General features: G+C 72.1%; 23 protein-coding genes. 6 read left to right on the top strand and 17 right to left on the bottom strand.

Going from position 1 to position 26,060, the window contains the following annotated elements:
* The first annotated feature begins 208 nt into the window (after positions 1–208).
* The gene (gene mnmG / locus E2169_RS07305; RefSeq protein ID WP_132985939.1) at positions 209–2,098 is read left to right on the top strand and encodes a tRNA uridine-5-carboxymethylaminomethyl(34) synthesis enzyme MnmG; all 1,890 of its coding nucleotides are present in this window, start codon (positions 209–211) and stop codon (positions 2,096–2,098) included.
* 28 nt (positions 2,099–2,126) lie between these two features.
* Here mnmG and E2169_RS07300 read toward each other — a convergent pair whose 3' ends face one another.
* The 5 genes from E2169_RS07300 to E2169_RS07280 form a co-directional block, all read right to left on the bottom strand.
* The gene (locus E2169_RS07300) at positions 2,127–3,047 is read right to left on the bottom strand and encodes a cation diffusion facilitator family transporter (RefSeq protein ID WP_132985938.1); all 921 of its coding nucleotides are present in this window, start codon (positions 3,045–3,047) and stop codon (positions 2,127–2,129) included.
* An 83-nt stretch (positions 3,048–3,130) separates the two neighbouring features.
* The gene (locus tag E2169_RS07295) at positions 3,131–3,952 is read right to left on the bottom strand and encodes a TlpA disulfide reductase family protein (protein WP_229659074.1); all 822 of its coding nucleotides are present in this window, start codon (positions 3,950–3,952) and stop codon (positions 3,131–3,133) included.
* A gap of 36 nt (positions 3,953–3,988) precedes the next feature.
* Positions 3,989–4,171 (bottom strand): oxidoreductase-like domain-containing protein, encoded by a 183-nt coding sequence (locus tag E2169_RS07290; RefSeq protein WP_132985936.1) that lies wholly within the window; start codon positions 4,169–4,171, stop codon positions 3,989–3,991.
* Positions 4,172–4,309: 138 nt separating this feature from the next.
* On the bottom strand, positions 4,310–6,706 hold the full coding sequence (locus E2169_RS07285) for a Tex family protein (protein ID WP_132985935.1): 2,397 nt from the start codon (positions 6,704–6,706) through the stop codon (positions 4,310–4,312).
* Positions 6,707–6,802: 96 nt separating this feature from the next.
* Positions 6,803–7,216, bottom strand: coding sequence for a putative signal transducing protein (locus tag E2169_RS07280; RefSeq protein WP_132985934.1), 414 nt, complete (start codon positions 7,214–7,216; stop codon positions 6,803–6,805).
* Positions 7,217–7,243: 27 nt separating this feature from the next.
* Here E2169_RS07280 and E2169_RS07275 point away from each other — a divergent pair, with 27 nt between their 5' ends.
* On the top strand, positions 7,244–8,533 hold the full coding sequence (locus E2169_RS07275) for a sialidase family protein (RefSeq protein WP_132985933.1): 1,290 nt from the start codon (positions 7,244–7,246) through the stop codon (positions 8,531–8,533).
* Between the two features lie 7 nt (positions 8,534–8,540).
* Here the strand turns inward: E2169_RS07275 and E2169_RS07270 are convergent, their stop codons facing one another.
* From E2169_RS07270 to glyQ, 5 genes are read right to left on the bottom strand one after another with little or no spacing between them, the layout of a single operon-like run.
* On the bottom strand, positions 8,541–12,464 hold the full coding sequence (locus E2169_RS07270) for a translocation/assembly module TamB domain-containing protein (protein ID WP_132985932.1): 3,924 nt from the start codon (positions 12,462–12,464) through the stop codon (positions 8,541–8,543).
* Positions 12,465–12,466: 2 nt separating this feature from the next.
* Positions 12,467–14,374 carry an autotransporter assembly complex protein TamA gene (locus E2169_RS07265; protein ID WP_165942356.1) on the bottom strand — a complete coding sequence of 636 codons (1,908 nt, stop codon included), beginning with the start codon at positions 14,372–14,374 and terminating at the stop codon, positions 12,467–12,469.
* A gap of 51 nt (positions 14,375–14,425) precedes the next feature.
* Positions 14,426–16,540, bottom strand: a complete 2,115-nt coding sequence (gene glyS, locus E2169_RS07260; protein ID WP_132985931.1) for a glycine--tRNA ligase subunit beta — start codon at positions 16,538–16,540, stop codon at positions 14,426–14,428.
* Positions 16,537–16,776, bottom strand: coding sequence for a hypothetical protein (locus E2169_RS07255; protein ID WP_132985930.1), 240 nt, complete (start codon positions 16,774–16,776; stop codon positions 16,537–16,539). Before E2169_RS07255 ends, glyS begins: the two co-directional genes overlap by 4 nt.
* Before the next feature lie 16 nt (positions 16,777–16,792).
* The gene (gene glyQ, locus E2169_RS07250; RefSeq protein ID WP_132985929.1) at positions 16,793–17,704 is read right to left on the bottom strand and encodes a glycine--tRNA ligase subunit alpha; all 912 of its coding nucleotides are present in this window, start codon (positions 17,702–17,704) and stop codon (positions 16,793–16,795) included.
* Between the two features lie 109 nt (positions 17,705–17,813).
* Between glyQ and E2169_RS07245 the strand changes: the two genes are divergently transcribed.
* Both E2169_RS07245 and E2169_RS07240 read left to right on the top strand, forming a co-directional pair.
* Positions 17,814–18,542, top strand: coding sequence for a glutamine amidotransferase (locus E2169_RS07245; RefSeq protein ID WP_132985928.1), 729 nt, complete (start codon positions 17,814–17,816; stop codon positions 18,540–18,542).
* A gap of 81 nt (positions 18,543–18,623) precedes the next feature.
* Positions 18,624–19,529, top strand: a complete 906-nt coding sequence (locus tag E2169_RS07240) for a hypothetical protein (RefSeq protein WP_132985927.1) — start codon at positions 18,624–18,626, stop codon at positions 19,527–19,529.
* A 10-nt stretch (positions 19,530–19,539) separates the two neighbouring features.
* Here E2169_RS07240 and E2169_RS07235 read toward each other — a convergent pair whose 3' ends face one another.
* The 5 genes from E2169_RS07235 to E2169_RS07215 all read right to left on the bottom strand — a co-directional run bounded on the left by E2169_RS07235 (position 19,540) and on the right by E2169_RS07215 (position 22,644).
* Complete coding sequence (locus E2169_RS07235; protein WP_132985926.1) at positions 19,540–20,256, bottom strand: RDD family protein; 717 nt, start codon at positions 20,254–20,256, stop codon at positions 19,540–19,542.
* Entirely contained in the window at positions 20,256–21,008 is a 753-nt protein-coding gene (tatC, locus tag E2169_RS07230; RefSeq protein ID WP_132985925.1) for a twin-arginine translocase subunit TatC, read from the bottom strand. Before tatC ends, E2169_RS07235 begins: the two co-directional genes overlap by 1 nt.
* Positions 20,995–21,375 carry a Sec-independent protein translocase protein TatB gene (gene tatB, locus E2169_RS14535; RefSeq protein WP_132985924.1) on the bottom strand — a complete coding sequence of 127 codons (381 nt, stop codon included), beginning with the start codon at positions 21,373–21,375 and terminating at the stop codon, positions 20,995–20,997. Before tatB ends, tatC begins: the two co-directional genes overlap by 14 nt.
* A 27-nt stretch (positions 21,376–21,402) precedes the next feature.
* Positions 21,403–21,627 carry a Sec-independent protein translocase subunit TatA gene (gene tatA, locus E2169_RS07220; protein WP_132985923.1) on the bottom strand — a complete coding sequence of 75 codons (225 nt, stop codon included), beginning with the start codon at positions 21,625–21,627 and terminating at the stop codon, positions 21,403–21,405.
* A 78-nt stretch (positions 21,628–21,705) separates the two neighbouring features.
* Positions 21,706–22,644 carry a lipid-binding SYLF domain-containing protein gene (locus E2169_RS07215; RefSeq protein ID WP_132985922.1) on the bottom strand — a complete coding sequence of 313 codons (939 nt, stop codon included), beginning with the start codon at positions 22,642–22,644 and terminating at the stop codon, positions 21,706–21,708.
* Between the two features lie 180 nt (positions 22,645–22,824).
* Here E2169_RS07215 and hemH point away from each other — a divergent pair, with 180 nt between their 5' ends.
* Together hemH and E2169_RS07205 are read left to right on the top strand one after the other, a co-directional pair.
* Entirely contained in the window at positions 22,825–23,790 is a 966-nt protein-coding gene (gene hemH, locus E2169_RS07210; RefSeq protein ID WP_132985921.1) for a ferrochelatase, read from the top strand.
* On the top strand, positions 23,781–24,647 hold the full coding sequence (locus E2169_RS07205; RefSeq protein WP_370465086.1) for an alpha/beta fold hydrolase: 867 nt from the start codon (positions 23,781–23,783) through the stop codon (positions 24,645–24,647). The genes hemH and E2169_RS07205 overlap by 10 nt, the downstream gene beginning before the upstream one ends.
* Positions 24,648–24,662: 15 nt before the next feature.
* Here the strand turns inward: E2169_RS07205 and E2169_RS07200 are convergent, their stop codons facing one another.
* Both E2169_RS07200 and E2169_RS07195 read right to left on the bottom strand, forming a co-directional pair.
* The gene (locus tag E2169_RS07200; protein WP_132985920.1) at positions 24,663–25,169 is read right to left on the bottom strand and encodes a hypothetical protein; all 507 of its coding nucleotides are present in this window, start codon (positions 25,167–25,169) and stop codon (positions 24,663–24,665) included.
* 48 nt (positions 25,170–25,217) lie between these two features.
* A complete protein-coding gene (locus E2169_RS07195) occupies positions 25,218–26,021 on the bottom strand; it encodes a M48 family metallopeptidase (protein ID WP_132985919.1) in 804 nt (267 codons plus the stop codon).
* Positions 26,022–26,060: the final 39 nt, after the last annotated feature.

Genomic DNA, 26,060 nt, shown 5'->3' with positions numbered 1-26,060 from the left:
TGCGGCCGGCGGCAAAAAAACGGGGCCGAACGTCCCCCGACGTTCGGCCCCTTCGCTTCCCCGGGATGCGCTTGGCCAGCCCTGTTCCAATCTCCGGCCACGCCCCCCTAGGCGATTGCCATCCCGGGTGCGCCTGTATCGAACGCAGGATGCGTGCCAACTTCCCTCCGCTCACCGCAGACGCGCGCCCAGGCGCGATAATCGAGACATGCATCACGACTTCCATCGCCACGACGTCATCGTGATCGGCGGCGGCCACGCCGGCACCGAGGCGGCCCTCGCGTCCGCGCGCGCAGGGGCGCGCACGCTGCTGCTCACGCACAGCATCGAAACCATCGGTGCGATGAGCTGCAATCCCGCGATCGGCGGCATCGGCAAGGGGCACCTGGTGCGCGAGATCGATGCGCTGGGCGGCGTCATGGCGCGCGCGGCGGATGCCGCCGGCATCCAGTGGCGCCGGCTCAACGCGTCGAAGGGCCCGGCCGTGCGCGCCACGCGCTGCCAGGCCGACCGCGCGCTGTACCGGGCCTTCATCCGTCGCGCGGTGGAGGCGCAGCCGGACCTGACCGTGTTCCAGGCGGCCGTCGACGACCTGGTGATCGAAGGCGGCGCCGTGCGCGGCGTGGTCACCAACACCGGACTGCGCTTCGACGCGCCGTCGGTGGTGCTGACCGCGGGCACCTTCCTGGCCGGCCGTATCCACGTCGGCGAAGCGCAGCACGCGGGCGGCCGCATGGGCGATCCGCCGTCGGTGCGCCTGGCCGAGCGCCTGCGCGACGGCCCCTTCGTGGTCGATCGGCTGAAGACCGGTACGCCGCCGCGCATCGACGGCCGCAGCCTCGATTACTCGGTGATGGTCGAGCAGCCCGGCGACGACCCGCGCCCGGTGTTCTCGTTCATGGGTTCGCGCGCCGACCATCCGCGCCAGGTGTCGTGCTGGATCACCCAGACCACGCAGCGCACGCACGACATCATCCGTGGCGCGTTGCACCGCTCGCCGCTTTACTCCGGCCAGATCGAAGGCACCGGACCGCGCTACTGCCCGTCGATCGAAGACAAGGTGGTGCGCTTCGCCGAGAAGGCCAGCCACCAGGTGTTCGTCGAGCCGGAAGGCCTGGACGTGGCCGAGATCTATCCCAACGGCATCTCCACCTCGCTGCCCTTCGACGTGCAGCTGGAGCTGGTGCGTTCGGTGCAGGGCTTCGAGCGCGCGCACATCACCCGCCCCGGGTATGCCATCGAATACGACTTCTTCGATCCGCGCGGCCTGAAGGCCACGCTGGAGACCAAGGCCGTGGCTGGCCTGTTCTTCGCCGGCCAGATCAACGGCACCACCGGCTACGAGGAGGCCGCGGCGCAGGGCCTGCTGGCCGGTGCCAATGCCGCGCACCTGGTGCGCGGACAGGAGGGATGGGCGCCGCGTCGCGACCAGGCCTACATTGGCGTGCTGGTCGACGACCTCGTCACCCACGGCACCGTCGAGCCCTACCGCATGTTCACCTCGCGCGCCGAGTACCGCCTGCAGCTGCGCGAGGACAATGCCGACCTGCGGCTGACGCCGGTGGGACGTGATCTCGGCATCGTCGATGACGCGCGCTGGGATGCCTTCGCACGCAAGCGCGACGCCGTGGCCGCCGAGGCCGCGCGCCTGGGTGCGCTGTGGGCTTCGCCGAACAACGCGATCGGCCGCGACGCGTCGGCGGCGCTGGGCATCGACATCAATCGCGAATGCAGCGGCCTGGACCTGCTGCGCCGCCCGGAGCTGGACTACGCGAAGCTGGCCGCGGTGCCCTCGTTCGGCCCGGCCGTGGACGATCCCGCAGTGGCCGAGCAGGTCGAGATCGAGGCCAAGTACTCCGGCTACCTCGAGCGCCAGCGCGCGGAGATCGCGCGCCAGCGGCGCAGCGAGGATGCGGCCATCGGCGAGGGTTTCGACTACGCCGTCGTGCGCGGCCTCTCGGCCGAACTGCGGCAGAAGCTCGAGCAGGTGCGGCCGGAGACCATCGGCCAGGCGCAGCGCATCCCGGGCATGACGCCGGCGGCGATCTCGCTGCTGCTGGTGCACCTGGAGCGCCGCCGGCGCAGCAGCGCCGCCTGAGCCGCAATCGCTCCATATTCCTGTCCGGTTACAGGGTCATGTCCTCGTAGCTGCGGGGGTCGGAGACCGGCTCAAGGTGCCCGGTCACGCGCATGGCCGGGAACTCGGCCACGATTTTCTCCACCAGGTCTTCCATGGCGTCATGGCCGCGCAGCACCGTCCAGTCGCCGGGGACCAGCATGTGCATCTCCATGAACTGGCGGGACCCGGACTCGCGGGTGCGCACCGCGTGGAATTCGATCCGGCCGGTCTCGGCATGGGCGTCCAGGATGGCCTGGATCCTGGCGTTGTCCTGCGGGGACAGCGACACGTCCATCAGGCCGGCGGTGGATTCGGAAATGAGCCGGTAGCCGGTGACCAGGATGTTCACGCCCACCAGGATCGCGACCACCGGATCCATCCAGTTCCAGCCCGTCAGCCACGCCAGCCCCAGGCCCACCACCACGCCGATCGAGGTGTACACGTCGGTCATCAGGTGCTTGCCGTCGGCGCGCAGGGTGATGGAGCGGTGCCGGGTGCCGACCGCGATCAGGATCCGCCCCACGACGCCGTTGAGGACGGCGGCCACCATCGAAATGGCCAGGCCGAAACCGATCGACTCCAGCGGCCGGGGATTGAGCAGGCGCTCGATGCCCAGGTAGATGATCGAGGCCGCCGCGACGAACACCATGATCCCTTCCAGCGCGGCGGAGAAATACTCCGCCTTGCTGTGCCCGAAGTGGTGGTCGTCGTCGGCCGGCCTGGCGGCGATGGTCAGCGAGACCAGGGCAACGATGGCCGCCACCAGGTTGACCATCGACTCGGCGGCGTCCGACAGCAGGCCCACCGAGCCGGTGATGGCCCACGCGCTGCCCTTGAGCAGGACCGTCAGCACCGCGGTGGCGATCGCCAGCCAGGCGTACTTCCTCAGGTCCGGCGTGGTTGCGGCGGGTCTACCGGTATTTTCCATCCACCGTATTGTCCACTGTGCGCATCGGCCCGGCCAATCGGCCCCGGAGGGGCTTGCGAGGCCCGGGTTCTACACCGGGCGGGTCAGGGCCGTCCATGCGCGACCTCACCGAACCGGCGGCGCAGCGTATCGGCCAGGCTGGCGCGGGTCAGTTCGCCCATGTGCGTATCCACCAGCCGTCCGTCGGCATCGAAGAACAGGGTGGTGGGAAGTCCGCGCGTGTTCGTGTCGAGCATGGTGCGCGAATGCGGATCGAGCAGCATGTGTTCGAACGCGAGTCCCTGCTGGTCGAGGTAGTCGCGGATGGCGCCACGGTCTTCGCCCTGGTTGACCAGCACGATGGCGACGCCGGGGTAGCGTCCCTGCGCATCCTCGAGCACCGGCATCTCGCGCCGGCAGGGCGGGCACCACGTGGCCCACATGTTCAGCACCACGGGCTGCCCGGCGTGGGCGGCAAGCGTCGTGGGCGTGCCGTCGAGCGTGGCCAGTTCGAAGTCCGGCAGCGGTGGTGCCGAGTTCCGGAGCAGCGCCAGGGTGCCGCTGAAGGCCAGCCAGGCCAGCATGCCCGCGGCGATGCCGGCGAGAAGGGGACGCCGCAGTGCCCTGGCGCTGCGGCTGCGCCACCATGCGAAGGCGATGGCGGCCGGCAGTCCGCTCCACCACAGGAAGCCGCCATCGCCGATGGCGATGATCGATTTCGGCGCTGCGGCATAGTCCGGCCACCAGCGCAGCACGTAGCCGATGCGCGCCGCCAGCAGGCCGACGAACAGCGCATCGATGAACCAGGCGCCCGCCACCTTGTGCCGCAGCTCGGGTGCGTGTGGCGAATCCGGCAGGCGCCTGGCCCATGCGCGCACGACCAGCCATGCCAGCAGGGCCGCCAGCGCGACGATGACCGTCCGCATCGGAAAAGGACCCAGTGAGTTCATCCGGTCCGGGCTTCAGGCCTCGCCCGGGTGCCGCGCGAGCCACTTGGCCAGCCGCTCGCGATAGAGCTGCAGCTCGTCGCTGTAGCTGTCGTTCACGCAGGGATCGCAGCCGCTGTCGCAGCAGTCGCTGGGCAGGGGCGGCTCGGGCGGGACCGGGCGCGGATCGTTGTCGGGGAGGGAATGCGGCTGGCTCATGGAGCCGTATTGTCCCACGCGGTATCCGGACGAACGCCCCGCGCGGCTGAACAGCGCGTCCCGGCGACGGGGCTGGTGGGCCCGCGGCGGCATCGGGATTCCCGAAGTGAGCCGGCGGGCAGGGGCTGGCGAGGCCGGTCAGCTGCGCTTGGCGCGGGCGAAGGCGTCGGCCAGGGCGTTGTTGGCGGGTGCCGCGGACTGCTTCGGTGCGCCGGCAGCGCTTGGACGCCCGCCACGCGGGCCATTGCCAGGTCCGTTGCCGCGGGGGTTGCCGTCGGGGCGGTTGCGCACGTCGCGCCCGCCGCCGCCGCGGCGCGCGTCTTCTCGTGCCTCACGTGGCGCCGGGCTGTCGTCCAGCCGCCGCGTCAGCGCGATGCGCTTGCGGGCGACATCCACCTCAAGCACCTTCACCTTGACGATGTCGCCGGCCTTCACCACCTCGCGCGGATCCTTCACGTAGCGGTCCGACAGCGCGGAGATGTGGACCAGGCCGTCCTGGTGCACGCCGATGTCGACGAAGGCACCGAAGGCGGCGACGTTGCTGACCACGCCTTCCAGGATCATGCCTTCGCGCAGGTCCTTGATGCTTTCGACGCCGTCGGCGAACTTCGCGGCCTTGAACTCGGGGCGCGGGTCGCGGCCGGGTTTTTCCAGCTCGGCCAGGATGTCGCGCACGGTGGGCTCGCCGAAGCGCGCGTCGACGTAGTCGCGCGGCTTGAGCGCGCGCACGAAGCTGCCGTCGCCGACCAGCGCCTGGATCGGCCTGCCGGTGGCGGCGACGATGCGTTCGACCACCGGATAGGCCTCGGGATGCACGGCGGAGGCGTCCAGCGGCTGGTCGCCGTCGGCGATGCGCAGGAAGCCGGCGCACTGTTCGAAGGTCTTCTCGCCCAGGCGCGGCACCTTCAGCAGGTCCTTCCTGCGCTTGAACGGGCCGTTGGCGTCGCGGTGGATGACGATGTTCTCGGCCACCGTGGTCGACAACCCGGCCACCCGCGCCAGCAGCGCGCCCGAGGCGGTGTTCACGTGCACGCCGACCGCGTTCACGCAGTCCTCGACCCGCGCGTCGAGCGCGCGCGCCAGCCGGTACTGGTCGACGTCGTGCTGGTACTGGCCGACGCCGATCGCCTTGGGCTCGATCTTCACCAGCTCGGCCAGCGGGTCCTGCAAGCGGCGCGCGATGGAGACCGCGCCGCGCAGCGAGACGTCGAGGCCGGGGAACTCCTTCGCCGCAAGCTCGGATGCCGAGTACACCGAGGCGCCGGCCTCGCTGACCACGATCTTCTGCATCGCGAGCTCCGGCACGAGCTTGAGCAGGTCGCCGGCCAGGCGGTCGGTCTCGCGCGAGGCGGTGCCGTTGCCGATGGCGACCAGCTGCACGCCGTGGGCGACGCAGAGCTTCTTCAGCGCGGCCAGCGACGGGTCCCACTGCCGCCGTGGCTCGTGCGGGAAGATCGTGTCGGTGGCGACCAGCTTGCCGGTGGCGTCGACCACGGCGACCTTCACGCCGGTGCGCAGGCCGGGATCGAGGCCGAGCACGGCCCTGGGGCCGGCGGGCGCGGCCAGCATCAGGTCCACGAGGTTGTCGCCGAACACGGTGATGGCCTCGGCCTCGGCCTTCTCGCGCGCCTGCGAGAAGAGATCCAGCATCAGGTGCAGATGCAGCTTGGCGCGCCAGGCCAGGCGGCAGGCGTTGAGCAGCCAGGCGTCGGCAGGACGGCCCGCGGCGCGGATGCCGACGTGCAGCGCGATGCGGCCCTCGGCGTAGGCGTTGCCGGCTTCGGCGTCGGCGCCCGGATCGAGTTCCAGCTGCAGGAATTCTTCGCGGCGGCCGCGGAACAGGGCCAGCAGCCGGTGCGACGGAATCTTCGCCAGCGGCTCGGCGTGGTCGAAGTAATCGCGGAATTTCTCGCCCGCGGCCTCCTTGCCTTCGGCGACCTTCGAGCGGATCACGCCCTGCGCGGACAGCCACTCGCGCAGCTCGCCGACCAGGGTGGCATCTTCGCCCCAGCGTTCGAGCAGGATCGCGCGCGCGCCTTCCAGCGCCGCCTTGGCGTCGGCGACGCCCTTGTCGACATCGACGAAAGCTGCGGCGAACGCTTCGGGCACCTGGGTGGGATCTGCCAGCAGGCCGTCGGCCAGCGGTTCCAGCCCGGCTTCGCGCGCGATCTGGGCGCGGGTGCGGCGCTTGGTCTTGTAGGGCAGGTACAGGTCTTCCAGCCGCGCCTTGCTGTCGGCGGCCTCGATGTCGGCGCGCAGTTCGTCTGTCAGCTTGCCCTGCTCGTCGATGCTGGCGAGGATCGCGGCGCGCCGGTCCTCGAGTTCGCGCAGGTAGGCCAGGCGCGTTTCCAGATCGCGCAGCTGGGTGTCGTCCAGGCCCTCGGTGACCTCCTTGCGGTAGCGCGCGATGAAGGGCACGGTGGCGCCTTCGTCGAGCAGGCCGACGGCGGCTTCCACCTGGCTGCATCGTGCGCCGATCTCGTCGGCGATGGTCTGGGCGATCTTGCGCGCGAGCGCGGGCTTGGCGTCAGGCATCAGCGGTCTTGCATCGTGCGGCGCGGGCCGCGGGGCCGTCGATTGTGGCCCCGCACCGCGATGCGCGGTACCCGTTGACAGCGCGGCACGCGCGGGTCAGGCGCGACGCACGACCGCGTTGTCGTCGCGTCGACGTCGCCAGGGCAGCGGCAGGCCGAGCAGCATCAGCGCCGCCCAGGCGATGCGGCTGGAGAGGCTTTCGCGGTCCGGCGGCTGCAGCGCGCCGGCCTCGCGTCGGGCATCGCCGATGCCGTCGTCGCATTCACCGGACAGCGCCTCCTCGTCGAGCGCGTACTCACCCGCCTCCAGCGCCGCCAGCACGCGTCGCGCGTGCACGGCCTGCGCGTCCGGCACCCGCAGGCGCACGCCGCCGATCGCCAGCCGCCACTCCCAGTTGGCGATCGCGGTGCCGATGTCGTCCAGGCGCGCCGGGATGCCCTCGGCCTGCAGCAGGCCGGACGCGAGCTGGGCTTCGATCGGATCGATATAGGTGGCGACGGTGGTGAACATGGGCTGGGCCTACGGTACGCTGGCGCCATGCGCACCGCCATCCTTGCCCTTGCCGTGCTGGGCCTCGCCACCGGCTGCGGCGGCGAGGCACCGGCCCCCGTGCCCGTCGCGGCCGCCAGCGTCGATCCCGCCGCCGAGCGCGTGGTCGAGGACTGGCCGCTGCCCGCAATGCTTCCCGGGTCCGCGCTGCCCGACCTGGTCGGGGTCCAGGGGCGCCAGCTGCTGCTGGCCTGGACGAACTCGCAGGCCGGGCGCCGCCACGTGCTGCAGTTCTCCAGCTACGACGTGGCCGGCGCGCGCTGGGAGACGGCACCGGTCACGATCGCGGTCGGCAACAGCATGGTCGTGAACTGGGCCGACACGCCGCACGTCATGGCCACGCCCGACGGCGCGCTCTGGGCGCACTGGCTGCAGAAGAACGGCGATGCGCCCTATGCCTACGACGTCATGCTGGCCATGTCTGGCGACGGCGGCCGGCGCTGGAGCACCCCGGTCAGCCCGCACGACGACGGTACGCAGACCGAGCACGGCTTCGTCTCGATGTGGCCCGCGGCGCAGGGCGGGCTCGGTATCGCCTGGCTGGACGGCAGGAACACGGCGGGCGCGCATGACGGAGACGATGCGCATGGCGGGCATGCCGCCGCGGGCGCGATGACCCTGCGTGCGGCGCACTTCGATGGCGCCCTGCGCCGCGGCGCCGACGTCGAGATCGACGCCAGCGTCTGCGACTGCTGCCAGACCAGCGCCGCCGTCACCGCGCGCGGGCCGCTGCTGGTCTACCGCGGCCGGACCGGAGGCGAGATCCGCGACATCCTCGCCACCCGCCTGGATGGCGAGGCCTGGACCACGCCGCGGCCGGTGCATGCCGACGGCTGGCTGATGCCCGCCTGCCCCGTCAACGGACCGGCGGTGGCCGCCGAGGGCGAGGGCGCCGTGATCGCCTGGTACACCGCCGCCGGGGGCGAACCCGAAGTGCGCGCCGCATACAGCGCGGATGCCGGCGACAGCTTCGCGGCACCGGTGTCGATCGACATCGGTGACGCCGTGCAGGGCCGGGTGACCGTGGCGCTGGCCGACGGCCAGGCCTGGGTGCTGTGGCTGCGCGAAGACCAGGGTGGACAGTCGCTCTGGCTGTCGCGGCGCTCGCCCGACCTTGCCACCGAACACCAGCGCCTGCAGGTCGCCACGCTGGCCGGGCGCGGCCGCGGCACCGGCTTCCCGCAGCTGGCGGTGGCCGGTGGCATCGCACACGTGGTCTGGACCGACGTGGTCGACGGCGTTCCCGGCCTGCGTGGCGCGCGCGTCATCGCGCGCTGAGTCCTCCTCAGCGCTCGTGGCGGTAGTTGACCGAGCCGCGGCTTTCCAGCGTGCTTGATTCGATCTCGATGTCGAAGCCCTTGCGCAGCAGGTATTTCAGCGTCAGCACCTGGCCGGTGCCCAGCAGCGACACGCCGAAGCCGACGTAGAGCCGCGGCGACAGCTGCTTGCCGATCCCGAACACGCTGCCGCCGAGCGCGCGCGAGTCCATCACGCCGGCGTCGTCGAGGCCGATCTGCTTGCCCAGCTGCCCGGCCAGCAGGCTGCCACCGGCGTTGAGCGCCGCGGAAGCCGCGTCGAGATCGCTGGCCTGGCGTCCGCTCAGGCTCGACAGCGGCCGGCCCAGGGCGAGCAGGGCCAGGGCCTCGGACTCGTCGCTGGCGGGATTGGTCCACACCTGCGCGCGCGGCGCCGAGGCGCGGCCACTGACGTCGATGCCGGCGGTGACTTCGCCCACCTTGCGCTCGGCGCGGATGTCGAGCACCGGGTCGGAGACCGCCGTGTTCGACCACACCAGGCGTCCGCGCGTGATCGCAAGCTCCTGGCCGTAGGCTTCGTAGCGGCCACCGATCTCGAGCATGCCCTGGCCGGTCATTTCGCGGCCGGCGCGCGAACGCACCCGCAGGTCGCCCGTCAGCTCGCCCTGCAGGCCGAAGCCGTTGAGGTGGACGTCGTCGCCCATGGCCAGCGTGAGGTCGAGCTCCATCGGCATCGCCGGGCCTTCGTCCGGATCCACGGGGTCGAGCACCACCACGTCCGGCGATGCCGAGACGCCGTCGCTGAGCCGCTCCAGGTCCATGCGCGCGCTGGGCACGTGCACGCGGCCGCTGACCTGCAGCGGGCGCCCGCCGGCGTAGCGCACCTCGATGTCGGGGCTGGCCACCGCGCGCAGGTCGCGGGTGTCGGACAGCAGCACGTCGTTGCCGCTGATGCGCAGCTGCAGCGGCGCGTCGGCGCTGGCCCAGCCCAGGCTGCCGTCGATGGCCAGCCGGCCCTCGCCACCGGTGCCGAGGCTGCCGTTGATGCGCGCGCTGCCGTCGGGCCGCGCGTCCAGGCGCGCCTGGCCGTCGACGATCGCGATCGCCAACGACGGGATCTCGGCGCCGAAGCCGTCGAGCGTGGCGCTGCCGCCCAGCAGCGGTTCGGCGCGGGTGCCGGCGAGGCGGATGTCGGCGTCCAGGCGGCCGGTGGGCGCGACGATGTCGGGCGAGAACAGTTCCAGCCAGGTCAGCTCGCTGGTGGCCGCGGTGAGTTCGCCGTCCAGCGGCGCATAGGCATCCCAGCCGGTGCGCAGCCGCGCGTCGATGCGGCCCTCGCCGTTGAAGCCCAGGCCGAGGGTGGCATCGATGCGGTTGGCGTCGAATTCGGCCGCGAGCGCGAGGCCGCTGTACGACAGCACGTCGCGCCGTGAGCGCGCGCTGGTGCGCAGGGCGCCGCCGGCCGAGGCGATGGTGAAATCGCCCTGCCAGGCGTTGCCCGCCGGGCGCAGCTGGCCGTCGATGTCGATGCTGCCGTCGAGGAACCACGGCCGCCCGCTGTCCTGCGTCGGGAGGTAGGGCGCGACCAGGGCCAGCGGCAGCCCTTCGCCGTCGATCGCCAGCCCCTGCCGCGGCCAGTCGGCGCTGGCGCAGAGGTGGCCGCCGACGTCGGCTTCAAGACAGGTGGGCGACAGCGTGAAGCGTCCGCCGGGGGCCTGGACGAAGGCCGCGGCTGACTGCAGCCGCCAGGTGGCGCCGACCGAAGGTGCGGCCTCCAGGGTCTCCAGCGCGCCGCGCCACGAACCGTTTGCGCCACGTTGCGCAGTGCCCGACAGCGCCGCACGGCCGATGTCGCCCTGGGCGCTGGCCTCCAGGCGCAGGTCTTCCACCGCGCCGCGCGCGCGCAGCGCGAGGGTGTCCAGCGCCAGGCCGGCCTGCACGCCGCTGGCATCGACGTCGAGTTCGCCGCCGCCGCCGCGCCAGGGCAGCTGCCCGCGCAGGCGCAGGCTGTCGGCGGTGTAGTCGCCGTAGCGCAGCCCGCTGCCGTCGAGGTCGGCGCGGAGGTCGGGGCTGTTGCGGCCGCCGTCGACGCGCAGGGTTCCGTCCAGGCGCCCCGAGGCGCCGGGCAGCAGGTCTTCAAGCCGCAGCGGCGACAGCGATGCCTGGATGTCGATGCGCTCATCGACGCGGCCGCGGGCGTCGATCCGGCTGTCGCCGATGCCGAGCGCGGCCTCGCCTTCGTAGCCGGCGGACGCGGCGCTGCCGGTCGCGGCGCCGTGCATGGCGAAGCTGGCGTGGCCGGTGATGCGGCGGCCGCGCAGCTGGCCGCCGAGGTCGCTGGCGTCGACGGTGACTTCAAGCCCGCCGTCGTCGCGCGTGCTGCCCGTGCTCGCGATCCGCCCGTCGATCGCGCCCTTGAAGTCCGGCGCAAAGTACCCGGGGTCGAAGCCTGCAAGCCCGGCATCGAGCGACCAGCCCAGCGCCGGCGCCCAGGTGAGTTCGCCGCTGCCGTCCAGCCGGCCGCCCGGCGTGCGTGCGGCCAGGGTGCGCAGCTCCAGGCGCGCCTGGTCGCCGCGGCCGCGGAGTTCCACGTCGGCGGTCTCGCCATCACGCGCCAGCGTGGCCGTGCCGACCACCGCCCAGCGTTCCGCCGTGCCGGCAATGCCGATGTCGGCGTCGGCATGGACAGTGGCGGCTGGATCCGGCGCGGCGCCGGCGGCCGGCGTCGGCGCCCAGGCCAGGCCGCGGGCGAGCACGGCGTAGCGGACGTCCGCGGCCTGCGGATCCTTGAAGTCGCCGTGGCCGGTCACGGTGATCCGGCCGTCGAACACGTCGACCATCAGCGGGTCGAACTCCAGCACCTGTTCGTCAAGGCTGACCACCGAGGGCTGCACGGTGGCGCGCAGGTCGCCGTACGCGACGTCGCCCTGCAGTCCGGCACGGCCGCCCGTGCCGCTGGCGGCGACAGCGAAGGCGAGCGGCGTGCCGGGTTCGCCCGTTCCGGCAAGCAGCGCGGGATCCAGCGCTGCGCTCGATGCCGTGAAGGTCCACCGCGGCGCGTCGGCCCCGCGCAGCCCGAGGCGCGCGCGCAGCGGCGCCGGCGCGTGGCCGGACAGCGCCACGTCCAGCGCCGACACGTCGCCGCGGGCCACCAGGCCCAGGCGCGGCCGCGTCGTGCCCGCGGGCGCCGGCAGCAGCGCCGAGGCGGTGAGGTCCATGCGGTAGTCCTGGCCCGGCGCGTACTCGCCGTGCGCCCTGAACAGGCCGCGGTCGCTGTCGACCACCACGTCGTGCAGCCGCAGCAGGCCGCTGCGCGCGTCGAACCCGCCGCGGACGCTGGCGATGTCGATCATCGCTTCGCCGCCGCGCAGCACGCGGAAGCCGTCGATCTCGACGGTGTCCGCCTGCAGGCCCAGCGGCGGCTCGACCTGCGGCAGCACCTCGGGCCAGCGCGGCAGCGAGAACGGCTCGCCGTCGTCGGCCGGCGGCAGTTCGAGCACGGCGCCGTCCACCCGCGCCGCGTCCAGGCGCAGCAGGCGACCGAGCAGCGGGCGGATCGCCGGGTCGATGGTGATGCGCTTTGCGCTGAAGCGCAGCGCGTTGGGCGACGCGCACTGCCCGTAGGGCACGGGTTCGTCGTCGACGTCCGGACACACCAGTTGCTGGAAGGCGACGTCGTGCAGCGTCAGCGGCCCGGATGCGGGCCCCTCGGCGTCGCGCCATTCCAGGGTGGTCCCGGCGGGCAGCCGCGAGACCACCTGCATCAGCAGGAAGTCGCGGCCGGCAAGCGTGGACAGCAGCCAGTACGTCACCACCAGGAGCAGGAGCACCAGCGCCGCGATGCCGATGGCGCTGCGCAGCGCGAGTTTGCGCACGCGCGCCTTGCGCCGCGCGCGCAGGTCGGCGATCCGCGCTTCGCGCTCTTCCGGACTGATGTCGGATGCGTGCGCCATGGTCAGAGGCTGGTGCCGATGTTGAGGTGCAGGGTGAAAGGCGAATCCGGATCGTCCAGGCCGCGGGCGATGTCCAGCCGCAGCGGGCCGACCGGCGTCTGCCAGCGCAGTCCCACGCCGACGCCGGTGCGCAGGTCGGGGGACCCGTCGAAGGCGCTGCCGGTGTCGACGAAGGCGCCGACGCCCCAGGGGCCGCCGCTGAAATAGTGCTCGTACTCGGCGCTGGCGGTGAACACGTGGCGCGCGCCGAGCGCGAAGCTCTTCTCGTCGTCATCGACCACGCGCGGGCCGACCTCGCGCCACTCGTAGCCGCGGATGCTGCCGTCGCCACCGGCGTAGAAGCGCAGGCTGGGCGGCATGTCGACCAGGGCGCTGGTCTCGGTGCGGCCGTACTCCCCGCGCAGGATCAGCCGGTCGCTGGCGCCGATGCCCATGTACCAGCTCGCGCGGGCGTGGAACTGGAGGAAGTTCGCCTCCGAGCCCGCGCCTTCGACGCCGCCGCGCAGCAGCAGGCTGCCGTTGTAGCCGCCGCGCGGGAACAGCGCGTCGTCGAGATCGACATAGGTCGCGCGCAGCGATGGGTAGGTGAAGGTGGCATAGCGGTAGAGCGGCGACGTCGACGGGTCGTCGTCGTCCTCGTACTCGTAGGCCCAGCGCTCGCGCAGCGCGTGCACCGAGGCCACCAGGTTGAGGTGGCGGCTGTACTGGCCGCTGCGGCTGGCTGCGAACTCCACGCGCCGGGTGTCGATGTAGTCGGTCTGCTCGTCGGCGGCCTGCAGGCTGGCCGTGTACCAGCCGTCGAGCCAGCGGAAGGCGGGGATCCGGTACTGCAGGGTGAGCGTCTTGCGGTTGCGGGCGTAGTCGAGCTGCGACAGCGCCTTGTGCCCGCGCCGGTTCACGTAGCGCCGCTCCAGTCCCAGCCGGATGCCGGGGCCGCTGTCGGTGCCATAGCTGAGGCCGGCGGTGTAGACGTCGCGCTTGGCCGGGGTGAGGTCGACCTGCACGGGCACGCGCCCGTCCTCGGCCTCCTCCGGACGCGTGGTGATGTCGATGCGGCTGAAGTAGTCGAGGCTGTTGAGCGAGGTGCGCAGGCGATCGAGGCGGCCCTGGTGGTAGTACTGGCCTTCTTCCCAGTACACCAGGCGTTCGAGCAGGCTGTTGTCGACCACTTCGTTCGGCGCCTGCACGAAGCGCGTCCGGCCCATGGCGTAGCGTTCGCCGCTGCTCCACACCAGCTCGATGTCGGCGGCCTGCTCGGCGCGGGTGACCGCGACCCGGCGCGCGCTGAAGTCGGCGTCGAAGTAGCCGCGCTCGGCCAGGCGCCGGCTGATGCGTGTCTTGCTGGTCTCGTAGGCCGCGTGGTCCAGGATCGAGCCCTGGCGCGGGATGAAGTCGTCCACTTCGTCGCTGAGGTAGGGATCGTCGTGGCCATCGCCGAGGATGGCGATGTCGGCGCGGCGCACGCGCACCGGTTCGCCCGGCTCCACCGTGATCACCACCGACACCGGGAGCCGGGCCGCGTCGCGCGCGCGCGCGGCACCTGCTTCGCGCACCACCTCGGCGGTGGCAGCGGCGCTGTCGCCGCTGGCGGTATCGGCTTCGGCGGCGGTGTCCAGCACCACGCGGCGATCGTCGCCGCGCACGCGCTCGACCACGATCCGCGGCGAGTAGTAGCCGAAGGGCTCCAGCGCCTCGCGGGTCTCGTCGCCGGCGGCGCGCATCATGTAGGCCAGGCGGCGCCAGGACACCTCGTCGTCCATGGCGTCGAGCAGCGACAGCGAGGTGCGGACGTTCTCCTCCATCTCCTCGTCGAGGCCGCGGATCTCGACCGCGGCGACGCTGGCGGCATGGGCGCTGCCGGCGATGGCGAACAGGAGCACGGCGACGGCGGCGCGGTGGGACGTGGGCATCAGCGGAGGATACCGATGACGCGTCGACGGACCATTAACGCCCTCCGCAAGTCAGACAGAAAGCTGCCCAAGCTCCGCCACGGCACCCAGCCGCCGCGCCAGTCGCTGCAACAGCGCCAGGCGGTTGTTGCGCAGCGCCAGGTCCTCGGCGTTGACCATCACCGCATCGAAGAACGCATCGACCTCGGGCCGCAGTCGCGCAAGGCGTGCCAGCGCGGCCACGTAGTCGCCGTCCTCGAGCGCGGGGCCGGCATCGACCCAGGCGGCTTCCATCGCCGTCGACAGCGCCTGCTCGGCGGGTTCGACCAGCAGGGACGCGTCCACGGTTTCGGGAATCGCAGCGTCCGCCTTGCGCAGGATGTTGCGGATGCGCTTGTCGGCGGCGGCCAGGGCCTCGGCCTCGGGCAGCCTGGCGAAACTTGCGATGGCGGCGATGCGCTGGTCGAAGTCGGCCAGTGAGGCCGGACGCAGGGCCGCGACGGCGCTGAAGTGCTGCGCGGGCACGCCGCGGTCGGCGTAGTAGCCGCGCAGGCGGTCGAGGATGAAGTCGTAGAGGTCGGTGGCAAGCGCGGCGGCAGGATCGCCCAGTGGGCGCACGCCCTCCGGCAACGCCGCGGTCGCGGCCGTCAGTGCCGCCGGCAGGTCGATCCCGGGCCCGCCTTCGATGACCGTGCGCGCCAGGCCCAGCGCGGCGCGGCGCAGGGCGAAGGGATCCTTGTTGCCGGTGGGCTTGAGCCCGGCGGCGAATCCGCCGGCCAGCGTATCGATGCGCTCCGCGATCGCCAGCACCCGGCCCAGCGGCGATGGCGCGATGGCGTCGCCGGCGCCGCGTGGCTGCCAGGCTTCGTCCAGCGCCGCGGCCAGCGCGATGCGATCGTCGTGCGCGAGCTCGGCCAGGGCGGGATCCTGCGCCGCGTAGTAGCGCCCGGCGATGCCCTGCAGCTCGGGAAACTCGTTGACCATGCGCGACTGCAGGTCGGCCTTGGACAGCAGCGCCGCCCGCTGCGCCAGCGCCGCGTCGACGCCCGCGGCGGGCGCCAGCGTTCCGGCCAGCGTCGCCACGCGCGCCGCCTTGTCGGCCACGCTGCCCAGCTTCGCTTGGTAGGTCACGCCGGCCAGGCCTTCGTTCATCGCCGACAGGCCCTGCTTCATGTCTTCGACGAAGAAGAACTTGGCGTCGGCGAAGCGCGGGCGGATCACGCGCTCGTAGCCCTTGCGCACCTCGGCCTCGTCGCGCGACGCGATGTTGGCCACGCCGATGAAGTGCTCGGTCAACCGGCCGTCGGCGTCGAGCACCGGGAAGAACTTCTGGTTGGCCTCCATCGTCGCCACCAGCGCTTCCGGCGGCACGGCGAGGAATTCGGCTTCGAACGAACAGGCGACGGCCGCGGGCCACTCCACCAGGCATTCGACCTCGGCGAGGTTCCCGGGGTCGATGCGCGCGACGCCGCCGGCGGCCGTGGCCGCGGCCTGCACGCCGGAGACGATGGCGTCGCGGCGCTCCTCGGGATCCACCAGCACCTTCGCCGCGCGCAGCGCGTCGACGTAGTCGCGGGGATTGCCGATCCACACCGGCTTGTCGTGCATGAAGCGGTGGCCGCGGCTCATGCGGTCGGACGCGATGCCGAACGCGGTGGCCGGCACGACCGCATCGCCCAGCAGTACGACCAGCCAGTGCACCGGCCGCGCGAAGGCGTGCGCGTGCGCGCCCCAGCGCATCGCCTTGGGCACCGGGATCGCCGCGATGGCTTCCTCCACGACCGCGGGCAGCAGGTCGCGCGTGGCGGCGCCGGGCGTCACCGACCGGTGCACGAAGCGCTCGCCCTTCTGGTCGCTGGCGCGCTCCAGCATGCTCCAGTCCACGCCCGCCTTCTGCGCGAAGCCCTGCAGCGCGCGCGTCGGCTGGCCGTCGGCGTCCAGCGCGATGTTGACGTAGGGGCCCAGGACTTCGGACGGGCGGTCGGGCTGGACGGTGGCCACCGCGTCCAGCAGCACGGCGAGCCGGCGCGGGCCATAGAGCGGTCGCGCGCCTTCGGCGAAGCCGATGCCGCGGCTGGTGAGCGCGTCGCGAACGCCATCGAGGAACGCGCGTGCCAGGCCGGGCAGGGCGGCGACGGGGAGCTCGTCGGTGCCGAGTTCGATCAGGAGCGGTGCGGTATCGGTCACGGAAGATCCTTGTTGACCGCGATGAGGTGGCCCAGGTCGTTGCCCGGACTGGCGGGCTTGCGGTCGCCGTTGAGCATCAGCAGGGCGATGCCGGCCAGCGGCATCAGCAGCATGCCGAACAGCAGCCACAGCCAGGGATTGCGCCCCGTCTGCTGCGCCCAGTACGCGGCGAAGAGCCCGAATGCCACCGGTGCGGACCAGCCGAATGCGAATACTGCGGAGAAGATTTCGATCATGCGCTGTGACTCCCTGTCAGGCGGCCTTGTGCGGGACGGGTTCGAGTCCGGGGAAGCCGAGCTTCTCCCGCTGTGCGCGATAGGCCTCGGCCACCGCCTGCGACAGCTTGCGCACGCGCAGGATGTAGCGCTGGCGCTCGGTGACGCTGATCGCGCGGCGGGCGTCGAGCATGTTGAAGCTGTGGCTGGCCTTCATCACCTGCTCGTAGGCGGGCAGCGGCAGGTCGAGTTCGACGAGCTTCATCGCCTCGGCCTCGCAGGCATCGAAGCGGTGGAACAGCTCCGCCACGTCGGCATGCTCGAAGTTGTACGTGCTCTGCTCGACCTCGTTCTGGTGGTAGACGTCACGGTAGGTCACCGGCCTGCCGTCGGGACCGTGCGTCCACACCAGGTCGAAGACGTCGTCGACGTTCTGCAGGTACATGCACAGCCGCTCGAGGCCGTAGGTGATCTCGCCCAGCACCGGGCGGCACTCGATGCCGCCGGCCTGCTGGAACCAGGTGAACTGGGTCACCTCCATGCCGTTGAGCCAGACCTCCCAGCCCAGGCCCCAGGCGCCGAGCGTCGGCGATTCCCAGTTGTCCTCGACCAGGCGCAGGTCGTGCACCAGCGGGTCGACGCCCACGCTTTTCAGCGACTCGAAGTACAGCTCGACGATGTTGTCGGGCGAGGGCTTCATCACCACCTGGTACTGGTAGTAGCGCTGCAGGCGGTTGGGGTTCTCGCCGTAGCGGCCGTCGGTGGGGCGGCGGCAGGGCTGCACGTAGGCGGCGTTCCACGGCTCCGGGCCGATCGAGCGCAGGAACGTCGCCGGGTGGAAGGTGCCGGCGCCGACTTCGAGGTCGAGCGGCTGGATCAGCACGCAGCCCTGCGCGGCCCAGAAGTCGTTGAGCCGCTGGATCAGCTGCTGGAAGGTGGGTGCAGTCATGCGTGTTCCGGTCCGCCGGGGAGCGGCGGCGCGATAAATGGGGACGCGTTAGTATACCGGCCCCCTCCGCGCAACCTGCGCGTGTGCGGTGACTTTCCCGGTGTACTGCATGAGTCGAAACGCGCGTCCTTTCCTGGTCGTGGAGACCGGCCGTCCCATTCCTTCGATGCGTCGCCACGGGCGCTTCCCGCACTGGGTCCGCACCGCCGCGGGACTGGCGCGCGACGAAGTCGAAGTGGTGGACGTGCTGTCGGGCGAAGCGCCGCCGTCGCACCGAGGCTATGCCGGCATCCTCGTCACGGGCTCGGGCGCGATGGTCAGCGACCGCGAACCCTGGAGCGAGCGCACTGCCGACTGGCTGCGCGACGCCGCCCACGCCGGCGCCGCGGTGTTCGGCATCTGCTATGGCCACCAGCTGCTGGCGCACGCGCTGGGCGGCGAGGTCGCCGACAACCCGCGCGGGCTCGAAATGGGCACCATCGACCTCGACCTGTCCGCGCATGCCGCCGACGATCCGCTGTTCTCGGGGCTGCCGGAGCGGATCCAGGCGCAGGCCACCCATACGCAGAGCGTGCTGCGCTCGCCCGAGGGCGCTGTCGGGCTGGCCGCCTCGACGATGGACGATTGCCACGCGTTCCGCTGGGGCGACGCGGCCTGGGGCGTCCAGTTCCATCCGGAATTCAGCGCCGGCCACATGCGCGGCTATGTCGCGGGACGCGCCGAACGCCTGGTCGCCCATGGCCAGGACCCGGGGGCGATCCACGCCGCCGTGCGCGCCGCGCCGGACGCGCGCCGGGTGCTGCGCCGCTTCGTGCGCAGGGCGCGTCGCCACGCTTGAGGCGGTGCGGCCACAGCCATCAGTTACGATGGTTCCGCGTGGCGCGGCCACCGACTTACACCACTACCCGGGGATGACTGGATGACGACTCGCACGATGGGCCCGGTTTCGGGCTGGCGCTGGTTCAAGAACGCGGTGAACCTCGGCGGAAGCAACCCAAAGGCGATCTTTGGCGGCGCCGCCCTGCTCGCGCTGGTCATCTTCGTGGTCGCGGTGGTGATGAGCCTCGCAGTCGGCCTGGTCGCGCCTGATGGCGGGACGGCCCAGTTCGCGCTGAGCATGGCGATCTCGCTTCCGCTGCTCGTGCTGATGGGCGCGCTGCTGGTGGGCTACCTGCGCGTGATCGATGCGGTCGAGAACGGCCGCCCCGCGACGGCCACGCAGATCTTCAGCGGCTTCGCCGACACCGGTACGTGGCTGCGCGCGATCGTGATCCTGCTGGCGCTGGCCCTGCTGCAGTACGCGCTGATCGGCGGCCTGGTGGCGCTGGTCGCGCCGGAAGCCGGACGCTGGTACCTCGACAACATGGCCGCGACCGCGGACCCGGCCGCACAGGTGGCGGTGCCGGCCGGCTTCGGCCGCGCCTTCGCGGTGACGATGGTGGTGGGCGTGCTGGTCTACGCCGCACAGGCCATTGGCCTGGGCCAGGTGGCACTCCGGGGCAAGGCGACCGGCGCGGCGCTGGCCGACGGCCTGACCGGCGCCCTCCGCAACGCGCTGCCGCTGGCGCTGCTCCTCCTGGTCGCCATGGTCGCCATGTTCATCGTGGCGCTGGTGGTGGGCGTGCTGGTGATGCTGTTCACCGCGCTTGGCGCCGGCAGCGGCATGCTGCTGGTGCTCGGCATCGTGATCGGGGTGCCGGTCTACCTGCTGCTGGTGGTGGTGATGATCGTGGTCAGCTGCGGCGTGATGTATTCCATCTGGCGCGATGTCTGCGCTGTCGATGGCGATGCCCACGACGGCGACGACCGCCACGTCGTTGCCTGAGGCCTGACGCTCAGCCCCGGAGCGCGCGGTCCAGCGCCGCCTGCATCGCGGACGCCATTGCCGCCGAAGCCCAGGCGGTGGCCAGCAGCAGCGCCACGCCCTGCAGCGCGAGCCAGGCCGCGGCCCATCGCGGCATCCGTTCCGCCGCGCCGGCCGCCAGCACCACCCGGGTGCGGCTGATCCGGTCGTGCAGCGCGGCGTGGTCGGGCGGGACCGCGGCCAGCATGTGGCCGACGTTGAGGCTCAGCCAGGACAGCGCGCCGGCCACGAAGCGCAGCAGCACCGCGCCCGCGCCGGGATCGCCGCCGCCGGCGGCGGCCACGCGCAGGCCGAGCGCGCGCTTGCCGGGCGTGGCCCGCAGCGCCGAGCGTTCGAAGGCCACGCACCAGGCGAAGAACACCGCCACGAACGCGCCCAGCGGCGGGCCGGCCAGGGTCAGCAGCGCCGATTGCAGGTCCGCGGCCGCGGCCAACAGGGCAGGGTCGCGCATCGACCCCCGCACCAGGCCGAGCAGCACGCCGGGATCGGGTGCCGCCACCGCATCGGTGGCCATGATCGCCGCCGCCATGCGCTGCGCCACGGCGTCGACCAGCGCGCTCCACGCCTCGACCAGCGTCGCCGCGGCCGCCTGCAGGCGCTTGCCGCACAGTGCCAGCACCGGCAGCGCGACCACCGCCGCATCCAGGGACCATGCCGCACTGCGTCGCCAGAACCCGGCGGGGCGCATCAGCCGGTGCCGTTGTCGCCGGCGGCGGCCTCGCGCGGCGCCAGCATGCGCGAGGCGATGATGCCGGCCTCGTACAGCAGGCACATCGGGATCGCCAGCATCAGCTGCGAGATCACGTCGGGCGGGGTGATGATCGCGGCGAGGATGAAGATGCCGACGATCGCGTAGCCGCGCGACTCCCGCAGCTGCGCCGGCGTCACCCAGCCCAGCAGCACCAGGATCACCAGCGCCACCGGCAGCTCGAAGCTGATGCCGAAGGCGAGGAAGATCACCAGCACGAAGTCGAGGTAGGCGTTGATGTCGGTCATCATCGACACGCCTTCCGGCGTGACCATGGTGAGGAAGCTGAACACCGAGGGCAGCACCACGAAGAAGGCGAAGGCGCAGCCGGTGTAGAACAGCACCAGCGAGGTCGCCAGCAGCGGCATCGCCAGGCGCTTCTCGCGCCGGTACAGGCCGGGTGCGACAAAGGACCAGGCCTGAAACAGCAGCCACGGCATGCTCACCACCATCGCGGCGAAGAAGGCGAGCTTCAGCGGCGCGAAGAACGGCGAGGCGACTTCGATCGCGATCAGGTGCGCGCCCTCGGGCAGCTTGTCCACCAGCGGCTGCGACAGCCGGGAATACATCTTGTTGGCGAAGGGCAGCATCGCCGCCAGGACCACGGCGAAGCCGACCAGCCCGCGCAGGATGCGGCTGCGCAGCTCCAGCAGGTGGTCGAAGATGTGGCCCTCGCCCTCAGCGCCGGCCATCGTCGTCTCCGGTGGGCGGGGGCTTGGCGCCGGGCTCCGCGCCCGCGGTCAGTTCGTCACGCAGCGCCTTGAGCTCGCTGCGGGCGGCCTCGCCCTTCTCGCGCACGTCGCTGTCCAGGTCGGTGACCGCCGTGCGCACGTCGCGTTCGAAGTCCGTGGTCGCGGTCCGCGCGGCGTCGAGGTTGCGCTTGAGTTCGTCGGCGGCGAGATCACGCTCGAGCTCGGACTTCACCGAATACCACTGCGCACGTGCGCGCCGCACCCACAGGCCGGCGAAGCGCGCGGCCTTGGGCAGGCGCTCGGGGCCGAGCACCACCAGGGCCACGAGCGCGATCATCGTCAGCTCGGTGAAGCCGAGATCGAACATGCCCGCCGCCTGCCTGCCGCGCCGCGGTCAGCGCTGCACGGAGTCGTCGTCGCGCTCGGCCTTGCGCTCGCCCTCGCGGGTCTGGTCGCCGAGCTGGCCGGCCGGCTTGTCGTCTTCGTCGGCCATGCCCTTCTTGAAGCCCTTCACCGCTTCGCCGAGGTCGCGGCCCGCGCCGCGCAGGCGCTTGGTGCCGAAGATCAGCAGCACGACCACCAGGACGATGATCCAATGCCAGATGCTGAAACTGCCCATGCCGCGAGTCCTGGATGTGTTCGGGGGCTCAGGATACCAAGTCGCCCCGGCCGTAACCGCGGGCGCGGATGCCGGGCCTCAGTCGATGGGGTCGGGGAGCGGCGCCGGGAGATCGTCGGCGGGGAGCGGCTCGGAGGTCACCGGGGAGTCGTCGACCGGCTGGAAGCCGCCCTGCGCCTGTGCGGGCGTGCCGCCGTGGCCGACCGGCGTGGTCTCCACCTGCGGCATCCGTGCCGCGTCCAGAGCGTTGGCCCCGGCATCGGCGGTGCCCGCGACGGCCTGGGCCGCCGTGCCATCGGTGCCGCGGTTCAGGCGCGCCAGCGCGGTGGCCTCCTCGATGGTGTCGCGGAAGTCGACGACGGCGGTCGAAGGCTGGCCCTGCGCACGGCCCTCGAAGATCATCCGCGGCGTGGTGTCGCGGCCATAGACGGCCTCGTTGGCCGCGTCATCGATCGACAGCACGGCGCCGTCGAGCGCGACGCCCGCGAACAGCCCGCGGGCCCGCGACCACGACCAGATCTCGGCCTTGAGCTGGCCGTCGGTGGCGGTGGCCGCGCTGCGGCCCAGCGGCCCGGCGGCCACGCCGGCGTCGGCGCCCAGGGTGAACTTGCCGTTGACGATCGACTCCAGGCCGCGGTCGCTGCGGAACACCAGCACCACGTCGGCCGACTGCACGCCGGCCTGGAAGCCGATGCTGCCGCCGGTGAGCTTGACGAAGACCGGGTTGGACCAGGTGCCATCGGGGTTCTTCACCGACATCAGGCCGTGGCCGCGGCGGCCGCCGATGATCAGGCCGGCCTTGATGGTGTCGGGCACGACCACGATCGCACGGCCCTCGTCGAACAGCTTCTCGGGGATCCCCGCTTCGGGAATCTGCTGGATCTCGGCAAGCACGCGCACCGCGTTGAGCGCGCGCGCATCTTCCTGGGGACCGGCCAGGGCGGGGGCGGCGACCAGCGCCAGGCAGAGCGCGGAGGCAAGGACGGGCAGGCGGAGCGGATGGCGCTTGGCGGACATGGGGGACTCCGTGACGGAATGCTTGGAAGGATGCGGCGCGGGGCGGACGCTGTCGACCGCGCGTGGTGGCTCAGGCTATGCGCGGCGCGATGAATCGGCGGTGAGCCTTGCGTGCCCTCGCCCGTACCGGACCGTACACTGGACGGCCGCTGTCCGCCCGCCACCACGCCAGCACCGACCATGACCGACTCCACGCAAGCTGCCCGCGACGTCCTGCTGCTGGCCAACCTCGGCACGCCCTCGGCACCGACCGCGTCGGCGGTCTCGCGCTACCTGGCCGAGTTCCTGTCCGACCCGCGCGTGGTGCAGCTGCCGCGCCTGTTCTGGCTGCCGCTGCTGCGCCTGGTGGTGCTGCCGCTGCGCTCGCGCAAGGTCTCGCACAACTACGCCGCGGTCTGGATGGACGGCGGCTCGCCGCTGGAAGTCCATACCCGCAGGCTGGCGGCCGCGGTGCAGGAACAGATGCCCGGGGTGCACGTGGAGCACGTCATGCGCTATGGCGAACCCGCGCTCACGCGCCGGCTGCGCGAACTGCGTGGACAGGGCGCGCGCGTGCTGGTGCTGCCGCTGTATCCGCAGTACTCGACCACCACGACCGCATCGGTCGGGGACGTGGTCGCGCGCGAGCTGCCCGACGCGCGCATGGTCGACGACTACCACGTCGATCCGGCCTGGGTGCAGGCGGTCGCCGGTTCCATCCGCACGCACTGGGAGCGCCACGGCCGGGGCGACCGCCTGCTGTTCTCCTTCCACGGCATTCCGCAGCGCCTGGTCGACCAGGGCGATCCCTACGAGCGCCAGTGCCTCGCCGGCGCGCGCGCGATCGCCACCGCGCTCGAGCTGCCCGACGACGCATGGCAGGCGACCTTCCAGTCGCGCTTCGGCGGTGGCAAGTGGCTGTCGCCGGCCACCGACGCCACCGTCCGCGCGCTGCCCGCCGAAGGCGTCAAGCGCATCGATGTCGCCTGCCCGGGCTTCGCCGCCGACTGCCTGGAGACGCTGGAGGAGATCGCCATGCAGAACGCCGGCTTCTTCCGCGAGGCCGGCGGCGACGAGCTCTCCTACATCCCGTGCCTCAACGACGATCCGGCGCACGCGCGCGCGATCGCCGGGATCGCAACGCGGGAGTTCGACGCATGGCGCTGACGCACGCCCCGCCGATGCGCGACTTCGAAATCGCCCTGCCGATGGGCACCGTGCGCGGCCTGCGCACGGGCGATGCCGGCGCGACGCGCGTGCTGGCGCTGCACGGCTGGCTCGACAATGCCGCGAGCTTCATCCCGTTGGCGCCGCACCTGTCGGGCCTCGACCTGGTCGCGGCGGACCTGCCGGGGCATGGTGCCAGCGACCACCTGCCGCGCGGCATGGACTATTCCTTCGCGGGCGCAGTGCACACCGTGCTCGACATCGCCGACGCCCTGGGCTGGGAGCGCTTTGCCCTGCTTGGCCACTCCATGGGCGCGGGCATCGCCAGCCTCGTGGCCGCGGCCTGCCCGGAGCGCGTCGAGCGCCTGGTCGCGATCGAGGCCCTGGGCGCGCTGGCCGAAGAGCCCGGGCGCACCGTGGAGCGGCTGCGCGACGCGGTCGCGGCCACGCGTGCCCTGCCGGACAAGCGCCTGCGGGTGTTTGCCGACATCGAGCCTGCCGTGCGTGCGCGGATGCGGGCCAACGGCCTGGGCGAGCCGGCCGCGCGCCTGCTGGTGGAGCGCGGGATAGTCGCCGTCGACGGCGGCTGGAGCTGGAGCAGCGACCCGCGCCTGACGCTGCCGACGATGGTGCGCATGACCGAGGCCCAGGTGGAGGACCTGGTGGCGGGCATCACCTGTCCGACCCGGGTGCTGTTCGCCGATCCGGCCCAGCCCTACCTGCCCGATCCGCTGCGCCGCGCACGCGCGGCCTTGCTGCCCGCGGGCGAACTGGTCGTGCTGACCGGTGGCCACCACCTGCACATGGAGCAGCCCGGCGAGGTCGCCGCCGCGATCGGCAGCTTCTTCGCCGGCTGAGGTGCCGGGTCCCGGCTACTGCTGCCCGGGCCGCTCGCGCAGCTGGATGCCGACCATGAGCTGTTCGCCGCCGCGGCGGGTGAAGGTGTAGGTCGCCTCGCGTTCGCCATGGCTGAAGCCGAGCATGGCGCTGTCGGCCTGCTGCATCGCCAGGGTCTGCGTCCAGCCGCTGCCTTCCATGGCCGCGCGCGCGGCGTCGAACATCGACGACACCGAGCCGTCGGACTCCAGGCTCAGCAGGCGCGCGCCGCCGATGTCCATCACGCTGCTCACGCCATAGCTCGGCGGCAGGAACAGGTCGTCCGGGAAATCCGCCGGCAGAGCGACGCCGTTGCCGGTGGCGATGCTCACTTCGCCTTCCGCGGTGCGGACACGCATGCGGTTGCCATCGCGGTCCACTTCAACCTGGTGGCCGCTGGCGCGCTCGATGGCTGCTTCCGCCGCGGCATCGGCGGCGCGCTGGCAGCCGGTGGCGGTGGCAACGAGGCCGGCGATGAGCAGGGGAAGCAGAAGATGGCGCATGGGTCTCCCGGAACTCGTCGACATGGATGCCTGACCCGTACAACGCCCTCAGGCAACCGGACCGGACAGCAGCCTCAGCATCGCCTTCAGTCGCCGGCCGTGGTCCCGGAAGTAATCGCGTTCGGCGCGCCAGCCCGGGCAGCGCGCGTCGACCTCGGCCCAGAACGCCGGCGAGTGGTCGGCGTGCACCAGGTGGCAGAGCTCGTGCACCAGCACGTACTCGAAGGCCGAAGGCCGGCCCAGCACCAGGGCCAGGTCCAGGGCGACGGTGCTGTCGGGCGCCAGCGAGCCCCACTGCGAGGACATGGCCTTCAGGCGGACGCGCACCGGCGCGCGCGGCAGGCCGGGCAGGTAGCGCGGCAGCCAGGCGCCGATATCCGCACGCGCCTCGCCCTCGTAGAAATCGCGAAGCGCGCGGCGCAGGGCAGCATCGCCGCCGCGTCCGGTGTGCCGGAACACCAGCTCGCCGCCGTCGCGGACGACGCAGGCGTAGCGGCCGGCTTCCCAGTGCAGCGGGAGCATGATCCCGCGCAATGGCAGGGCCGTCGTGGCGTCGCGCTCCAGCGGTGCCAGCAGGTCGTCGATCGCATGCGCGCGCAGCTGCGCGAGCACCCAGTCACGGTGCTGTTCGAGGAAACGCTCGCCGGAGATCGCGCTCGCGCGCGGCGGCAGGGTCAGGCGTGCACCGCGTTCGTCGACGGACAGCCGCAGGCGGCGTGCGCGCGGATCGCGCACGCGCATCACTTCGACGTGGCTGCCGTCGTCCATCGCAAGCGCGACCGTGTCGCGCTGGATGTTGCGGGTGCCCGGTGCATTGGACTTCGTGAGCAGCAGGCGGAGCAGGGACGACATGTGGCGATTCTACCGGCGCGCACCCGCACAGCGCGCATC

It is taken from the genome of Luteimonas terricola (genome assembly GCF_004352845.1).
Classification (GTDB): Bacteria; Pseudomonadota; Gammaproteobacteria; order Xanthomonadales; family Xanthomonadaceae; genus Luteimonas; species Luteimonas terricola.
The sequence above is the reverse complement of the archived record's forward strand: the minus strand, read 5'-3'. Positions and strand labels throughout refer to the sequence as shown.

Excerpts from the sequence above, each read along its gene's own strand:
- mnmG (WP_132985939.1), top strand. The coding sequence starts at position 209 with ATGCATCACGACTTCCATCGCCACGACGTCATCGTGATCGGCGGCGGC.
- E2169_RS07300 (WP_132985938.1), bottom strand. The coding sequence starts at position 3,047 with ATGGAAAATACCGGTAGACCCGCCGCAACCACGCCGGACCTGAGGAAG.
- E2169_RS07295 (WP_229659074.1), bottom strand. The coding sequence starts at position 3,952 with ATGCGGACGGTCATCGTCGCGCTGGCGGCCCTGCTGGCATGGCTGGTC.
- E2169_RS07290 (WP_132985936.1), bottom strand. The coding sequence starts at position 4,171 with ATGAGCCAGCCGCATTCCCTCCCCGACAACGATCCGCGCCCGGTCCCG.
- E2169_RS07285 (WP_132985935.1), bottom strand. The coding sequence starts at position 6,706 with ATGCCTGACGCCAAGCCCGCGCTCGCGCGCAAGATCGCCCAGACCATC.
- E2169_RS07280 (WP_132985934.1), bottom strand. The coding sequence starts at position 7,216 with ATGTTCACCACCGTCGCCACCTATATCGATCCGATCGAAGCCCAGCTC.
- E2169_RS07275 (WP_132985933.1), top strand. The coding sequence starts at position 7,244 with ATGCGCACCGCCATCCTTGCCCTTGCCGTGCTGGGCCTCGCCACCGGC.
- E2169_RS07270 (WP_132985932.1), bottom strand. The coding sequence starts at position 12,464 with ATGGCGCACGCATCCGACATCAGTCCGGAAGAGCGCGAAGCGCGGATC.
- E2169_RS07265 (WP_165942356.1), bottom strand. The coding sequence starts at position 14,374 with ATGCCCACGTCCCACCGCGCCGCCGTCGCCGTGCTCCTGTTCGCCATC.
- E2169_RS07255 (WP_132985930.1), bottom strand. The coding sequence starts at position 16,776 with ATGATCGAAATCTTCTCCGCAGTATTCGCATTCGGCTGGTCCGCACCG.
- glyQ (WP_132985929.1), bottom strand. The coding sequence starts at position 17,704 with ATGACTGCACCCACCTTCCAGCAGCTGATCCAGCGGCTCAACGACTTC.
- E2169_RS07245 (WP_132985928.1), top strand. The coding sequence starts at position 17,814 with ATGAGTCGAAACGCGCGTCCTTTCCTGGTCGTGGAGACCGGCCGTCCC.
- E2169_RS07240 (WP_132985927.1), top strand. The coding sequence starts at position 18,624 with ATGACGACTCGCACGATGGGCCCGGTTTCGGGCTGGCGCTGGTTCAAG.
- E2169_RS07235 (WP_132985926.1), bottom strand. The coding sequence starts at position 20,256 with ATGCGCCCCGCCGGGTTCTGGCGACGCAGTGCGGCATGGTCCCTGGAT.
- tatC (WP_132985925.1), bottom strand. The coding sequence starts at position 21,008 with ATGGCCGGCGCTGAGGGCGAGGGCCACATCTTCGACCACCTGCTGGAG.
- tatB (WP_132985924.1), bottom strand. The coding sequence starts at position 21,375 with ATGTTCGATCTCGGCTTCACCGAGCTGACGATGATCGCGCTCGTGGCC.
- tatA (WP_132985923.1), bottom strand. The coding sequence starts at position 21,627 with ATGGGCAGTTTCAGCATCTGGCATTGGATCATCGTCCTGGTGGTCGTG.
- E2169_RS07215 (WP_132985922.1), bottom strand. The coding sequence starts at position 22,644 with ATGTCCGCCAAGCGCCATCCGCTCCGCCTGCCCGTCCTTGCCTCCGCG.
- hemH (WP_132985921.1), top strand. The coding sequence starts at position 22,825 with ATGACCGACTCCACGCAAGCTGCCCGCGACGTCCTGCTGCTGGCCAAC.
- E2169_RS07205 (WP_370465086.1), top strand. The coding sequence starts at position 23,781 with ATGGCGCTGACGCACGCCCCGCCGATGCGCGACTTCGAAATCGCCCTG.
- E2169_RS07200 (WP_132985920.1), bottom strand. The coding sequence starts at position 25,169 with ATGCGCCATCTTCTGCTTCCCCTGCTCATCGCCGGCCTCGTTGCCACC.
- E2169_RS07195 (WP_132985919.1), bottom strand. The coding sequence starts at position 26,021 with ATGTCGTCCCTGCTCCGCCTGCTGCTCACGAAGTCCAATGCACCGGGC.